General features: G+C 73.3%; 14 protein-coding genes. 2 read left to right on the top strand and 12 right to left on the bottom strand.

Annotated features, from left to right (window positions below; translation table 11 throughout):
* Positions 1-16: 16 nt before the first annotated feature.
* Complete coding sequence (locus C3V41_RS02245; protein WP_106108926.1) at positions 17-928, top strand: ABC transporter ATP-binding protein; 912 nt, start codon at positions 17-19, stop codon at positions 926-928.
* Positions 925-2,565 (top strand): Tat pathway signal protein, encoded by a 1,641-nt coding sequence (locus tag C3V41_RS02240; RefSeq protein ID WP_106108925.1) that lies wholly within the window; start codon positions 925-927, stop codon positions 2,563-2,565. The genes C3V41_RS02245 and C3V41_RS02240 overlap by 4 nt, the downstream gene beginning before the upstream one ends.
* A 215-nt stretch (positions 2,566-2,780) precedes the next feature.
* Here the strand turns inward: C3V41_RS02240 and C3V41_RS02235 are convergent, their stop codons facing one another.
* The 12 genes from C3V41_RS02235 to C3V41_RS02180 all read right to left on the bottom strand — a co-directional run bounded on the left by C3V41_RS02235 (position 2,781) and on the right by C3V41_RS02180 (position 13,694).
* The gene (locus tag C3V41_RS02235; RefSeq protein WP_106108924.1) at positions 2,781-3,995 is read right to left on the bottom strand and encodes a carbamoyl-phosphate-synthetase; all 1,215 of its coding nucleotides are present in this window, start codon (positions 3,993-3,995) and stop codon (positions 2,781-2,783) included.
* Positions 3,996-4,057: 62 nt separating this feature from the next.
* Complete coding sequence (locus C3V41_RS02230; protein WP_106108923.1) at positions 4,058-4,528, bottom strand: hypothetical protein; 471 nt, start codon at positions 4,526-4,528, stop codon at positions 4,058-4,060.
* Positions 4,529-4,858: 330 nt separating this feature from the next.
* Entirely contained in the window at positions 4,859-5,665 is an 807-nt protein-coding gene (locus C3V41_RS02225; protein WP_106108922.1) for a TrmH family RNA methyltransferase, read from the bottom strand.
* 63 nt (positions 5,666-5,728) lie between these two features.
* Positions 5,729-6,604, bottom strand: coding sequence for an amino acid ABC transporter permease (locus C3V41_RS02220; RefSeq protein ID WP_106108921.1), 876 nt, complete (start codon positions 6,602-6,604; stop codon positions 5,729-5,731).
* Positions 6,601-7,257: an amino acid ABC transporter permease gene (locus C3V41_RS02215; protein ID WP_106108920.1), complete on the bottom strand. Its 657-nt coding sequence runs from the start codon at positions 7,255-7,257 to the stop codon at positions 6,601-6,603. Before C3V41_RS02215 ends, C3V41_RS02220 begins: the two co-directional genes overlap by 4 nt.
* Before the next feature lie 106 nt (positions 7,258-7,363).
* Positions 7,364-8,392, bottom strand: a complete 1,029-nt coding sequence (locus C3V41_RS02210; protein ID WP_106108919.1) for a glutamate ABC transporter substrate-binding protein — start codon at positions 8,390-8,392, stop codon at positions 7,364-7,366.
* A gap of 142 nt (positions 8,393-8,534) precedes the next feature.
* Positions 8,535-9,326, bottom strand: coding sequence for an amino acid ABC transporter ATP-binding protein (locus C3V41_RS02205; RefSeq protein WP_106108918.1), 792 nt, complete (start codon positions 9,324-9,326; stop codon positions 8,535-8,537).
* A 403-nt stretch (positions 9,327-9,729) separates the two neighbouring features.
* A complete protein-coding gene (gene rplT / locus C3V41_RS02200; RefSeq protein ID WP_106108917.1) occupies positions 9,730-10,110 on the bottom strand; it encodes a 50S ribosomal protein L20 in 381 nt (126 codons plus the stop codon).
* A 34-nt stretch (positions 10,111-10,144) separates the two neighbouring features.
* Positions 10,145-10,339: a 50S ribosomal protein L35 gene (gene rpmI / locus C3V41_RS02195; protein ID WP_106108916.1), complete on the bottom strand. Its 195-nt coding sequence runs from the start codon at positions 10,337-10,339 to the stop codon at positions 10,145-10,147.
* Between the two features lie 101 nt (positions 10,340-10,440).
* Positions 10,441-11,067, bottom strand: a complete 627-nt coding sequence (gene infC, locus C3V41_RS02190) for a translation initiation factor IF-3 (RefSeq protein ID WP_281433047.1) — start codon at positions 11,065-11,067, stop codon at positions 10,441-10,443.
* A 324-nt stretch (positions 11,068-11,391) separates the two neighbouring features.
* Positions 11,392-12,963, bottom strand: a complete 1,572-nt coding sequence (locus C3V41_RS02185) for a DUF6297 family protein (protein ID WP_106108914.1) — start codon at positions 12,961-12,963, stop codon at positions 11,392-11,394.
* Positions 12,960-13,694, bottom strand: a complete 735-nt coding sequence (locus C3V41_RS02180; protein ID WP_106108913.1) for an ABC transporter ATP-binding protein — start codon at positions 13,692-13,694, stop codon at positions 12,960-12,962. The genes C3V41_RS02185 and C3V41_RS02180 overlap by 4 nt, the downstream gene beginning before the upstream one ends.
* Between the last annotated feature and the right edge of the window lie 24 nt (positions 13,695-13,718).

Here is a 13,718-nt window from a genome sequence, read left to right as displayed (position 1 = left end):
CACTAGCAAGGACCCTATGACCGACCACGAGAACCAGGCACCCGTGCACGTCCGGGGCCTGGTCAAGCGCTTCGGGCGCGTGACCGCGCTGGACGGCCTGGACCTGGAGGTGGCCGCCGGATCCGTCCACGGCTTCCTGGGCCCCAACGGGGCCGGCAAGTCCACCACCATCCGCGTGCTGCTGGGCCTGTACCGGCCCGACGCCGGAAGCGTGCGCGTCCTGGGTCGCGACCCGGGGCACCAGGCCTCGGCCGTCAACCGGGAGGTGTCCTACGTGCCCGGGGACGTCGTCCTGTGGCCGAACCTGACCGGCGGGCAGGTCCTGGACGCCCTGGCCGGCCTGCGCGGCTCACGCGACCGGGCCCGGGAGGAGGAGCTCACGGAGCGGTTCGAGCTGGACCCGAGCAAGAAGGTGCGCACCTACTCCAAGGGGAACCGGCAGAAGGTGGCGCTCATCGCCGCCCTGGCCGCCCCCACCCGGCTGCTCGTCCTCGACGAGCCCACATCCGGCCTGGACCCGCTCATGGAGCGCGTGTTCACCCAGGAGGTCGCCCGGGCCGCGAGCGCGGGGCGCACCATCCTGCTCTCCAGCCACGTCCTGGCCGAGGTGCAGAGCCTGTGCTCGGCGGTGACCATTGTCAAGGACGGGCGCGTGGTGGAGGACGGGGACCTGGGTACCCTGCGGCGCCTGTCACGGACCCGTGTCGAGGTCCGTGACACCCCCGGGCGCCTCGACGCCGTGGCGGCGGCGCTCACCGCCCTTAGGACCGCCCCGGAGCGTGACGGAGACCACCTGGTCGTCCAGGTCCCGGCCGGGCGCGTGCCCGAGGTGCTGGAGGTGGTGGCCGGGCACCGGGCCACCGACGTGACCTGTCAGGCCGCCAGCCTGGAGGACCTGTTCCTGCGCCACTACGAGGACGTCCTGTGAGCGCGGCGGGAGACCGTGCCCCTGCCGGCCACGACGCGCTCGCGGGGCTGGGGCCGGCACTGCGCCTGCTCACCTCCAGGTGCCGGGTCCGGGTACTCGCCTGGGTCCTGCCGCTGTGGGGGCTGGCCGCCATGGTCCCGAGCTACCAGAGCGCCTACCCGACCCTGGAGCTGCGCGCCGGGCTCATTGAGGGCATGCACGCCTCAGCGGGCACCAGGCTGCTCTACGGGGTCCTCCCCTACCCGGGCACCATCGGCCAGCTCGCCCAGTGGGAGGTGGGCAGCTACCTGCTCACGTGCGTCAGCCTCATGGCGGTGCTGCTGACGTGCCGGCTGCTGCGTGCCGACGAGGACGAGGGCCTGGTGGAGGTGGTGCGTGGCGCCGGGGCCGGGCGCTGGGTGCCCCTGGTCGCCCCGGTCCTGCTCGTGGCCGGAGCGGTGGGCCTGCTCGCAGCGGGCGTGGGCGGGATTCTCCACGTCATGACGCTGGACGTGGCCGAGCTGACCGTCGCCGGGGCGTGGGCCGTGGCGGGCACGGTCGCGGTGGTCGGCTGGGCCGCTCTCGCCCTGGCCGTGGTGGTGTGCCAGCTGGCCCGCAGCGGGCCCGGGGCGCGGGGCCTGTCCCTGGCCTGTCTCGGGGTGGCCTTCGGGATGCGGGTGGCGTCCGACGAGGCCGGCTCCTCACGGCTCTCAGGGTGGCTGAGGTGGGCAAGCCCCCTGGGCTGGCGCGACCTGGTGCGGCCCTACACCGAGGACCGCGCGTGGCCGCTGCTGGCGTGCACCTGCCTGTGCCTGGCCCTCCTGGCCGGCGGGGCGCTGCTGTACCGGCGTCGGGAGTACCTGGGCGGGTACCTGCCGGACCGCGCGTCGAGCCGACGCCGGTGGCGGGTGCGGGGGCACGCTGACCTCCTGGGGCGTCTGGCGGTGCGCTCCGCTGGCTCCTGGGCGGTGGCGGCCGTGGCCGTGTCCGTCCTGTTCGGGGCGATGTCGGGCACGGTGACCACCCTGCTGGAACCGGGCTCGCCCACACAGGCCTACGTCGCCCTCATGGCCGAGGGCAGCCCGGTGGTGCAGTTCCTGTCCCTGCTGACGGTCCTCACCGTGCTCCTGGTGGTCGTGGCGGCGGTGGGTCGGGCGAGCGGGCTGGCCGCCTACGAGCGGGCGGGGCTGGTCGAGGTCGAGGCGGCTGCCGGGGTGGGGCGCACGTGCCTGTTCCTGACCCGGACGGGTGCCGCCGCCCTCGAGGGCGCCGGGCTGCTGGTGCTCTCCGGCGGGGTGCTCGCGGCGGCGGTGGCCACCCAGGTCACCGTGGACCACGCGGTGGGGCGGGCCCTGGTCTTCACCCTCAGCCAGCTGCCGGGGCTGCTCGCGGCGGTCGGCCTGGCCCTGGCGCTGGTGGGGCTGGCGCCCCGGTACGTCAGCCTGGTGTGGGCGGTGGTGGCCTGGAGCGTCTTCGCCCAGTTCTTCGGGGGCCTGGTCAGGCTGCCCCGCTGGGCGCGGGACCTGAGCGTGCTCGGCCACCACCTGGACGTCGTCGGCCCGGTGGACTGGTGGCCCCTGGTGGTGCAGGCGGTGGTGGGGGCCGCTGGGATCCTGGTGGGCCTGGTGGCCTGGCGACGCCGGGACCTGGGGGCCTGATGCGAGGGGGCCTGTATACGGCGGCCCTCTGTGCCGCAGGTCCGTATCCTGACCACCCGACGGCTTTGAGAGGCGACGTCGTGCCCACCGGCTTCCGCCCGACGTCGCCCCCGCCGTCCTGCCCTGGTCGCCTGCCTGGGCCCCGACGGCAGCGCGCACCGGCGCCCGGTGCGCGACAAGGCGCGCGGGATGAGTGCGTCCCCGGATCGGCGGCGTCAGTGCCGCAGCCGGTCGATGGTGCGGGGCGTGACCGCGTAGGCGCTGACGGCGCCGTCGGCCAGGGCGGTCACAGTGCGTGGCCGTGCCAGGAGGGTGCCGACGACGGCCAGGGCCGGGGCGAGGCTGAGGGGGTCCCGGCCCACGGGGGTGAGGACCTCGCGGCTGCGCTGAAGAGGTGGACGGCACCCCAGGGCGCGGCCCAGTGAGCCGAGCACGGCACGGCGGCTCCCCCGCTGCTCGGCAGCGCCCAGGGCGAGGGCCATGGTCGAGCGGGTGCGCACCCCGGCCCTGGCGATGAGCGGCGTGCGGGGCAGCCGTCCACCCGTGGCGAGCGCGATGGTCAGCATCGGCAGATTGACCCCGGCCGCGGCGGCATTGCCGGGCTCGGTGGTGCGCGGGTTGCACTCGATGAACATGTTCCGTCCAGGGCCCTCGGCGAAGTAGTCACAGGTGAGGCCGCCGTGCCAGGCCAGTCGCCGGCCGAGACGGGAGACGACGTCGACCGCGGCCGGGTCGCTCACCGACAGACGCGCCGCCGCGGAGCCGCCCGCGCCAAGGCCGATGCGCTCGCTGCACGCGGCCGCGATGAGCCGACCGTGGTCGAACAGCGCGGCCACCTGCCGGTAGGTACCCCTCGCCGGAGCCTGAACCATGACCGCGGCGCCGTCGGACCTCAGGACCCGCCATGCCGAGAGCGCCTCGGCACGCGTTCCGGCCCGGACCACTCCGCGACCAGCCGTGGAGTAGGCGGCCTTGACCCACACCGGGTAGCCGATCCGGTCCAGGTCCGCCTCACAGTGCACCTCGTGCCAGGCCGGCTGGGGAATACCGAGCTCGTCGCACACGCCAGCGAAGGCGATCTTGGACTGCACCTGCTCGAATGCTGACGCCCCGGCGACGGCGAGCCAGCCGGAGGCGTGAGGAAGGTACCTCCTGCCTGCGGCCAGCAGCCACGCCTGCTCGTGCGTGGCTAGCAGGGCCCGGTACCTGCCCGAGGCCAGGAGGGCGTCGACGGCGTGCAGATACCCCACGGGGTCACAGCCCGGGGCGGGGACCTTGCGCACCGCCTGGCACCACACGCTGAAGGAGGCCAGCGGCCGACCGATCGCGGAGGCCACCTCCACGCCGACCCCGCGGGAGCCCAGCACCGTCACGGTCTCGCGGGCCGTCAGGCTCGACCCCTCCGACAGCAGCACCCGCTCATGGCCCATGGAAGGGAGCCTAGCAGCCCGCCGCCGGGACCCGGGCCCTGGCGGCGGGCGGTCAGGGGCGGTCAGGTGAGTGCCGGGATGAGCAGGAGGAGCGTGGAGGCCGCGTAGAGGCAGGCGTACACCGCGTGCAGGGGGAGGTTGAGGCGCGCATAGCGGGCGAGCTCCGTGTCGGTGAGGTGCTGGCCGCTCACCAGGCGCTCCTCGGGGCGGGTGAAGCCCGTGAGCCCGTGCACGAGGAGGAGGAACGGCAGGCAGCAGGCGGCTGGCAGAAGGTGGAGGACCCCGGTTCCCCGGCCCGCGACCAGCGTCACGAGGGCGACGAGGAGCTGCAGGAGCATTGTTAAGCCGTAGACCGGCTTCAGGTGGATGCGACGCCGGAACTCGGGGTAGGTGCGCTGGAGCTCCTCTGCCCGCCCGGTGCGCACCATGAAGGTGAAGTAGCCGCCGATCGTGAGGCAGTACATGGTGAGGAAGCCGGCGACCATGCCCGTGGCGAGCACGTCGCAGACGAGGAGGGTGGTAGACAGTGGCACCTGCGGTTCCTCTCATAGGTCTCTACGGGGCCGTGCGGGCCCAAGACCAGCACGCCTCGACTAAGGGCATCCTAATGCAGTGCCGCCGGGGCGTCCTTGGCCGTACTCGCGCGCCCGGGCCCCACGACGACCCGGGGACAGACGAGGGCCCCGGTACCCGGGCAAAGGCCAGGAGCAGCAGCACCCCGCCACCGGCAGGACCGGTGGGAGGCCGTGCAAGGCGGTGCCCGCCGCCAACGGCCAGCAGGCGAACCCCACGGCTCCCGGGTCCGTGCCCGCGGTTAGCGGCACTGGCACAGGGCCGTGGCGGCGGCGCCAAGGGCTTGCCCCTCAGCGCTGGGCGCGGGCGGAGGCGTAGAGGCAGACCGCCGCGGCGCTGGCCACGTTGAGGGACTCCGCGTGGCCGAACACGGGGACGCGGACCACGGCGTCGGCCTCCTGGAGGACCCGGGGGCCCAGGCCGTGGGCCTCGTTGCCCAGCAGCCAGGCGGTGGGCGCGGTGAGCACGTCGTCGGCCGTGAAGAGGTCCGTGTCCCCCCTGGCGTCCGCCGCGAGCAGGCCCAGCCCTGCCTGCCGCAGGGCGGTGAGCCCCTCCTCCAGCTCCACGCCGGTGACCACGGGCAGGTGGAACAGGGAGCCCGCGGTGGCGCGCACCACCTTGGGCGCCGTCACCTCGACGCTGCCCCGCAGGAGGACGACGGCGTCGGCCCCGGCGGCGTCGGCCGTGCGGATCATGGTGCCCGCGTTACCGGGGTCCTGGACCGCCGTGAGCACGACGACGAGCCGGGCGCCCCGCAGGACAGGCGCCAGCGCCTGGTCCCCCGGGGTAGCCACGACCGCCAGGACGCCCTGGGCGTCGGGGCTCATGGCCCTCATGACCTCGTCGGTCACCAGGTGGCGGTACAGGCCGGCGGCCTCGGCCTCCTGCCAGATCCCCGCGTGCCGCCGGGCGGCCTCGGGGGTGGCGTAGACGTCGTGGACGGCGCCGGGGGCGTGGCGCACGGCCTCGCGCACGCCCTGGGGCCCCTCGACCAGGAAGCGCCCGAACCGGTTGCGTGCCTGGCGCCGGATCAGGCCGGCCACACGCCGCACCCGCTCGGAGCCGACGTTGGACAGGATGGAGGAGGCGTTGCTCATGGCCCCAGACTACGGCCACCGCCCCGCAGGACCCGCGACGGCGGGGCCTGCGGGAGCCGCCCCTCAACGGGTCCGGACCTCCAGCCAGCGGGCCAGGGCCCCCAGGGCCCAGTTCACCAGCAGGTAGAGGAGCGCGATGACAATGTAGGTCTGGATGAAGACGTTCAGGTTGTACCTGGACTGCGCGAAGGTCTCGATCACCCTTCCGGCGTACGTCAGGTCATTGTAGGCCACCACGTAGCCCAGGGAGGTGTCCTTGAGGATCGTGACCAGCTGGGTAATGAGCGTGGGGAGCATGAGCCGCAGCGCCTGGGGGGCCAGGACCAGGCGCATGGTCTGCCCCGCAGACAGGCCCAGGGCCTGGGCGGCCTCCCTCTGCCCGGCGGGCAGGGAGAGCACCCCGGAGCGGAAGACCTCCGCCGTCGTGGCCGAGGAGCACATGACAATGGGAATGACCAGCATCCACAGCGCCGAGAGCGTCACCCCCGTCAGCGGCCGGAAGGCCAGCAGGAAGAAGTAGACCAGCAGGAGCATGGGCACGGCACGCATGGCGTCGATCCAGGTGCCCACCACCGCGCGCACCACCCGGCTGGCGGACAGGCGCGCCACCCCCAGCAGCACGCCCAGGGGGAAGGACAGCACCGCGGCGATGAGGGCCGCCAGGAGCGTGTCCCTCAGGGCCTTGCCCAGGACGGTGACCGTGGAGGTGCCCAGGAAGTAGCGCCACCGGGGGTAGTCCAGGACCCCGACCTGCCTGGCCTTGAGCAGCAGGAGGGCCACCAGGGCGGCGATGACGAGGATGGCGACCGCGGACAGCACGTCCAGGCGCCGCCTGCCCACCGGGCCGGGGACGTCAAAGAGGAGGTCGGCGTCGGTGGCCTTACGCCCCCTGCGGGCGGGGCGGGGCACCGGGCGGGTGGTCAGCAGCTCGGTGCTCATCGGGCCGCCCCCTGCGAGCGGGTCAGGCGGCGCTCCAGGAGGCTGCCCACGCGGGTGGCCAGGTAGGCGATAGCCAGGTAGACCAGTCCCGACAGGAGGAACATGAGGACGGCCTCACCGCTCTTGTTGTTCAGCGCCCGGGTGACGTTGGTCAGCTCCGGCACCCCTATGGCGGCGGCCAGGGAGGAGCCGATGAGGCAGGCGATGAGGATATTGACCAGCGGCTGGATCGCCTGCGCCAGGGCCTGGGGCAGCACCACGGCGCGGACAATGAGCCCGAACGGCATCCCCAGGGCCCGGGCCGCCTCGACCTGGCCCTTGGAGACGGTGTTGATACCGCTGCGCACCGCCTCGCACACGTAGCCCGAGCCGGAGAACACCACAGCCACCACCGCCGCCCAGAGCAGGGAGATGTGGACGCCCAGGCGGGGGATCCCCAGCCCCAGGAGGATCATGGAGCACAGGACCGGCACGTTGGTGGCCACGGTGACCCAGGTGGCGGCCAGAAGACGCAGGGGCGGCAGGGGGCTGACGCGGCACACCGCCAGCAGGGAGCCCAGGACGAGCGCGCCGGCGTAGGCGGTCACGGAGATGACGAGGGTGGTGAGCAGGCCCGATGCGATCATCGACCAGTTGTGCACAATGGTGGTCACTGCGCTCCTCCTGACGGATTGGGTGTGTGGTGGCGCTGGTGGCGTGGCCCGGTGGCGGGCTACCGCGCGGGCGCCCCCACCACGTGGGCGGGGGCGCCCGGTCCTCTCAGCTCGTGGCACTCGCGGTGGCCTCGGGACTGTCGGTGGCCTGCGGCGTCGCGGCCTGCGAGCCCGGCACGGAGCCGATCTCGGGCGGGGTGGGGGCGGTGCCGCCGGTGATCTTGCCGATGGTCGCCTCCCAGATGCGCTTCCAGGTGCCGTCGTCCTCAATGGTCCTCAGGAAGGTGTTGACGAAGCTCTGGGCGTCGGAGTCCTTGGGCAGGCCGATGCCGTAGGGGTCGGTGGTGAAGGGCTCGCCCACGATCTTGAGGTCGCTGTTGGTGGCCACGTGGGACAGGAGCAGGGCCTGGTCCACCACGTAGGCGTCCACCTGGTTGGCCTGGAGGGCGGCCACGCACTTGGAGTCGTCCTCGAACTCAATGGGCTTGGTGGTCGACCCGGCCTTGGCCAGGGCCGGCCCGGAGGAGGAGCCGGACTGGACCGCGACCTTGACGTCGGCGGTCAGGGACTCCACGCCGGTGATGGTGGAGTTGTCCGACTTGACCAAGATGGCCTGGCCGGAGGCGTAGTAGGGGCCGGCGAAGGAGATCTTCTGGGCCCGCTCGGGGGTAATGGTGTAGGTGGCGAAGACCGCGTCCACGGTCCCGTTCTGGATGAGGGTCTCGCGGGTGTCGGAGGTGGCCTGGGTGATCTCGACCAGGGCCTGGGGGTCGTCGCCGCCCAGGACGTAGCGGGCCAGGGCCTGGGACAGGGCGGCGTCGAAGCCGGTGACCTTCTTGGTGGCGGGGTCCTCCTGGCTGAAGACCAGGGAGGTGCGGGTCCCGCCGATCCTGAGGGTACCGGCCTGCTTGACCGCGGAGGCCCAGGTGGAGGCGGCCACGACGTCCGCGGTGGCCACGGGCCCGGAGGTCACGGCGGTAAGGTAGTCCGCTCCGGAGCCTGAGCCCGAGGCGGTGGACACGGCCTTGCCGTCCGCACCGGTGTCCGCACAGGCAGCCAGGAGGGCCATGAGCCCGGCAGCACCGGCAGCGCCCAGGGCACCACGACGGGTCAGGGTCAGGGGTGTGGTGGTCATGTGTTCCTCGTTTCGTACGGCCCCGGTACGGGACTCGGGTGGGGAGATCTGCCGGCCCCGGGCACCTCAGGCCGGTGACGGCCCGGTGGTGGCGTGCTGCCGGTCGATGGTGGGAGGTGGCCCCTGCTGGTCCCGGTGGGGCTCAGCGGGGCAGGACCTTGGACAGGAAGTCGCGGGCGCGCGCGGTGCGCGGGGAGGTGAAGAAGGCCTCGGGGGCGCCCTGCTCGATAATCTGGCCGCCGTCCATGAAGACGATCCTGTCGGCGACCTTGCGGGCGAACCCCATCTCGTGGGTGACAATGAGCATGGTCATGCCGGTGGTGGCCAGGTCCTGGATGACGTCGAGGACCTCCCCGACGAGCTCGGGGTCCAGGGCGGAGGTGGGCTCGTCGAAGAGCATGATCTTGGGATCCATGGCCAGGGCGCGGGCAATGGCCACGCGCTGGGCCTGGCCGCCGGAGAGCTGGGCGGGACGCTTACCCGCCTGGTCGGCCAGGCCGACCCGCTCCAGGAGCTCGTGGGCGCGCGCCTCGGCCCTGGCCCTGGGCACCTTGCGCACACGGGTGGGGGCCAGGGTGATATTGTCCAGGACGCTCCGGTGGGGGAAGAGGTTGAAGGACTGGAAGACCATGCCGACCTCGGCGCGCAGGCGGGTCAGGTCCCTGCCCTCCTCGGGGAGACGCTCACCGTCGATGGTGATCGTCCCCTCCTGGATGGTCTCCAGGCGGTTAATGGTGCGACACAGGGTGGACTTGCCCGACCCGGAGGCGCCGATAATGGCGACGGCCTCACCGCGGTGGACGTCCAGGGAGACGGCATCGAGGGCCTTGAAGTCACCGTAGTACTTGGTGACGTCGACGAGGCTGACGAGGACGTCCGGGACATCCGGGTCGGGGGTAGCGGACTGCTCGGGAGCTGGGGGCTGGGTGCTCATATTGTGGACTCTCTTACGGAGAAGGGGTTGCTTGGTAGGGCTGTCTCAGCGACAGCTACAGCAACACATCCACATGCGCACGCCAGACCTCCTTAGGCAGGGAACCGTACCGCTAGGCGGCATCCTCGGGGCACCACCGGTAGGTGGTGACGAGTAAGACGCTAACGGATCGGTCGAGGGCACGCAACAGGAGACGGGTATGCGCCCGCACACACGCCACGGTCCCGGGGCGGGTGACCACGTGCCTGAGGCGGGCCAGGGCGTGCGCCCCGGGGCCGGTGGGCAGGCGGGCCCGCGGTGGGTGACCACGTGCCTGGCGGGCCAGGGCGTGCGGACACGTAAAGACGACGGCGCCGCCCGGGGTGGGCGGCGCCGTCGTGCAGGACCTGGCGTTGCGGGCGGATCAGGCCCGGGGGGCGTTGACGTCCCGCGGCAGGGCCTCGCGCGCGGTGTCCACCAGGGCGGAGAAGGCGGCGGGCTCGTTGACGGCCAGCTCGGCCAGCATGCGGCGGTCCACCTCCACCCCGGCCAGGCCCAGGCCCTGGATGAAACGGTTGTAGGTCAGGCCCTCGGCCCGGGCGGCGGCGTTAATGCGCTGGATCCACAGGCGGCGGAAGTCGCCCTTGCGGGCGCGGCGGTCACGGAAGGCGTAGACGCCGGAGTGGGTGACCTGCTCCTTGGCCTTGCGGTAGAGACGCGAACGCTGCCCGCGGTAGCCCGAGGCCTGCTCCAGGACGGAACGGCGCTTCTTGCGGGCGTTGACAGACCGCTTGACACGTGCCATGACGAGAACTCCTTAAGACTGGGTAGGGGCCGGCTCAGCGGCCGAGCAGCTTCTTGACCTGGCGGACGTCGGCGGGGGCGACCGGCTGGTCCCGGGAGAGCTTGCGCTTACGCCGCGAGGACTTGACTTCCAGCAGGTGGCGCTTGTTGGCCTGCTCACGCATGAGCCTGCCGCTACCGGTGACGCGGAAGCGCTTCTTGGCACCGGAGTGCGTCTTCATCTTCGGCATGTGTTTTTCCTCTTCTCGGCCACCGGGTGGTCCCGGGGCTGCGGACCCCGCTGACTTTGGCCAGGGGGTGGGTGTGGTGGTCCCGTGGTCGCGGCGGCGCCTCAGCGCTGCCGGGAGGCGGCCTGGGCGCCCGCCTGCTCGGCGGCACGGGAGGCCTTGGCGGCGTGCTTCTCGGCCCGGCGGCTGGCCCGCGCCTCCTCACGGCGACGCCGCTGGTCGGACTTGACCTCGGCCTTCTTGCGCGTGGGGGCCAGGACCATGACCATATTGCGGCCGTCCTGCCGGGGGTGGGACTCGATCGTGGCCAGCTCGGCGACCTCCGAGGCGACCCGCTGGAGCAGGCGGATGCCCAGCTCGGGGCGGGACTGCTCCCGGCCGCGGAAGCGGACAATGCACTTGACCTTGTCCCCGCCGGTCAGGAAACGCCTGACGTGGCCGATCTTGGTGCCGTAGTCGTGCTCGTCGATCTTGGGCCGGAACTGGATCTCCTTGAGCTGGGTGTTGGCCTGGTTGCGCCGGGCGTCACGTGCCTTCATGGCCGACTCGTACTTGAACTTGCCGTAGTCCATGAGACGCGCCACGGGGGGGCGGGCGTCAGGGGCGACCTCAACCAGGTCGAGGTCAGCCTCCTCCGCCAGACGCAGGGCATCCTCCACGCGGACGATGCCGACCTGCTCGCCGCCGGGGCCGACAAGACGCACCTCGGGGACGCGGATCCGTTCATTGATACGGGGCTCGCTGATGGCTGTTCCTCACTACTAAGTGGCTCATGACCGCTGGGACGGAGAAGGCCCCCGCTCCATGACATGCAGCGGAGGCCTCTGACGAGCACGGCAGTCGGCACGGGGCCGACGGACCACGGAGGGCCTTGAGCCCTCGCACGAACCCGGCTCCCGTCTACAGGGAACCCAGGTGGGATCTCTCCGCTTGCGTGCCGGGACGGATCCCGGTCGATCAGGGGACAGGGTACCAGAAGGTCACGCTCCTACCTCAATCCGACGCCGACACACTTTTTCGTGACCCTCACCACTACGGCGTCTTCTGCCGGGAGGCTACTCGCCCCCGTCACGAGGCACCCACAGGCTCCACAGGACGACGGCGCCGCTGAGCACCGCCTGGATCCCCAGCAGCCCGGGGGTCACCGTCCCGCCCAGGACCAGGAGCACCACCGGCAGGCTGACCACCACGCAGGGCGCCAGGGCCCCCAGGAGCATCTGCCCCACCGCCGGCGGCAGGGAGCCGACCGGGGAGGCGACCAGCCCGACGGAGAAGTCGGGTACGGGCCGTAGCCCGCAGGCCACCGCGGCCCCGCCCCAGCCCACCCCGGCCAGGAGGGCCAGGGCCGGGCCACTCCCCCACCCGGCCAGGTCCCGGCCGGCGGTCAGGGGCAGGACGCAGGCGCCGGCCCACAGCGTCATGACGCCCGCGGGGACGAGCAGGTGCCCCGCCCGCAGCGCCCAAGGCGAGGCGGGCAGGCCGGCCTGGGCCCCGACGTCGAACCAGGCCTGCCGGGCCGGCTCGGCCACCGCCAGGACGGCGGTCAAGGCCCCCAGCAGGACCACGGCCGCCGGGAGGAGGCGGCCGACCTGGACCACCCCGGCCAGGAGGACCAGGAGGAGGCCCACGAGCAGCTGGAGGGCACGGCGCGGCTGGCGCCAGAGCACGAGGGCGTCCACCTGGGCCACGACCGCCAGGGGGCGCAGGCGCAGCGGCAGGCGACGTCCCCGGCGCAGCAGGGGCGGGCCGCCGCGGCGTCCCGGCGCCGGGAGCCTCGGCGGGGGGCTCAGGAGGCGTCCCAGGGCCCGGGTGTCCAGGGCCAGGAGGGAGACGTGCGCACCGAAGGAACGCGCCACGACCTCCAGCAGGTCACGGTCGCGCAGCACGTCCAGGCCGGCACGCGCCCTCCTCCACGCGCCCAGGAGCAGGACCGCCCCCACCACCCCGGCCACGGCCAGGCCTGAGCTGGCCGACCCGCTGCGGGGGAAGGGCGTCAGGAAGGCGGCGGCCAGGGCGGCCGTACCGGCCAGGACCAGGACCGCCGTGAGGGCCGTCGGCTCCCGCCGGGAGAGCTGGTCGCAGACCAGGAGCAGCACGACACCCGCGGTCCCGACCCCCACCAGGAGCGACCACGCCGTCGCCCCCCAGGCCCCTGCCCCGGCCAGCACCCCCAGCAGCGCCCCGCAGGCGGCCCCCGACGCGAGCGCCACGGCCGCCTCGACCCGCAGCACCGGGGCCAGCAGCCCGCTGCGGTCCGCCGGCAGGGGCAGCCACCAGGCGGCCTGGTCCGGCCTCAGGAAGAGAGGGCCCAGACGCCGCAGGGGCCAGAGCGCCGGGGCCAGGGCGGCCAGGAGGACCGCCAGCACGACCCAGGCCGGGTCGGCGCCCGCCCCCGTGAGCGTGCCGTCAGCCAGGCGCACCTGCTGGCCGGGTACGAGGCGCCCCAGGTGGGGTGCCGTCAGGGCCCCGCTCATGGCCACGGCGAACAAGGCGGTGTAGACGTCACCGACCAGGGCCCACAGCCCCCTGCGGTGGCGCCGGGTACGCCGGCGTGTCCAGGCGCGCACGGCCGCGCCGTCGGGCACCCGGGCCCACGTACGCCTGCTGCCGGGCTCCAGGACGCTCACCGGGCGCCCTCCTCCATGGCGCGCACGCCCTCGGCCACGTCCACCTCCCGGGTGTCCTGGCCCACCAGGACCGTCCGGGTGGCGGCACCACGCACCACCTCGGGGTCGTGGGAGACCATGAGCACCGTCCCGCCGCAGTCGCGCTCCTCCACCAGGTAGTCCACGAGGGTCTGGCGCGTGGGACGGTCCAGGCGCTGCTCGGGCTCGTCCAGCACCAGCAGGGTGCGGGGCCGGGCCAGGACCGAGGCCAGGGCCAGGCGCCGCCTCTGCCCGCTGGAGAGCTCCTCGGGCAGGGCCCCGGCCAGGGCGCCGAGCCCCAGGTCCTGCAGCAGGTCGGCGACCGTCCCGGCGGGGTCGGGCACGCCGTGCCCGTAGCACACCAGTCCCAGGTGCTCGGCCACGGTCAGGGTCGGGAAGAAGGACTCCTGGCCCAGGTCGGCGGCCACGGCGGCACGCTGGCTGGCCCGGCGCGGGTCGGGGACGCGCCCCATGAGGCGCACCTGCCCCGACAGGGGCGGCAGCAGCCCCAGCACGGTACGCAGGAGGGTCGACTTGCCCGCCCCGTTGACCCCGACCAGGGCCAGGACCTCCCCCTCGGTGAGACTGAAGGTGGCCGGACCGCACACCGCCACCTGCCCGTAGCCCACGCTCAGGTCCTGGACGCTGACCAGGGGACGGGACGCTTCCCGCACCCCGGCAGGGAGGTGCGGTGGGTGGGTGCTGGGGGTCATGCCGGCTATTCCAGCACAACCGGA

Source organism: Actinomyces sp. oral taxon 897, assembly GCF_002999235.1.
Classification (GTDB): Bacteria; Actinomycetota; Actinomycetes; order Actinomycetales; family Actinomycetaceae; genus Actinomyces.
Note: the sequence above shows the minus strand (reverse complement) of the source record. Positions and strands in the feature narration are given on the sequence as shown.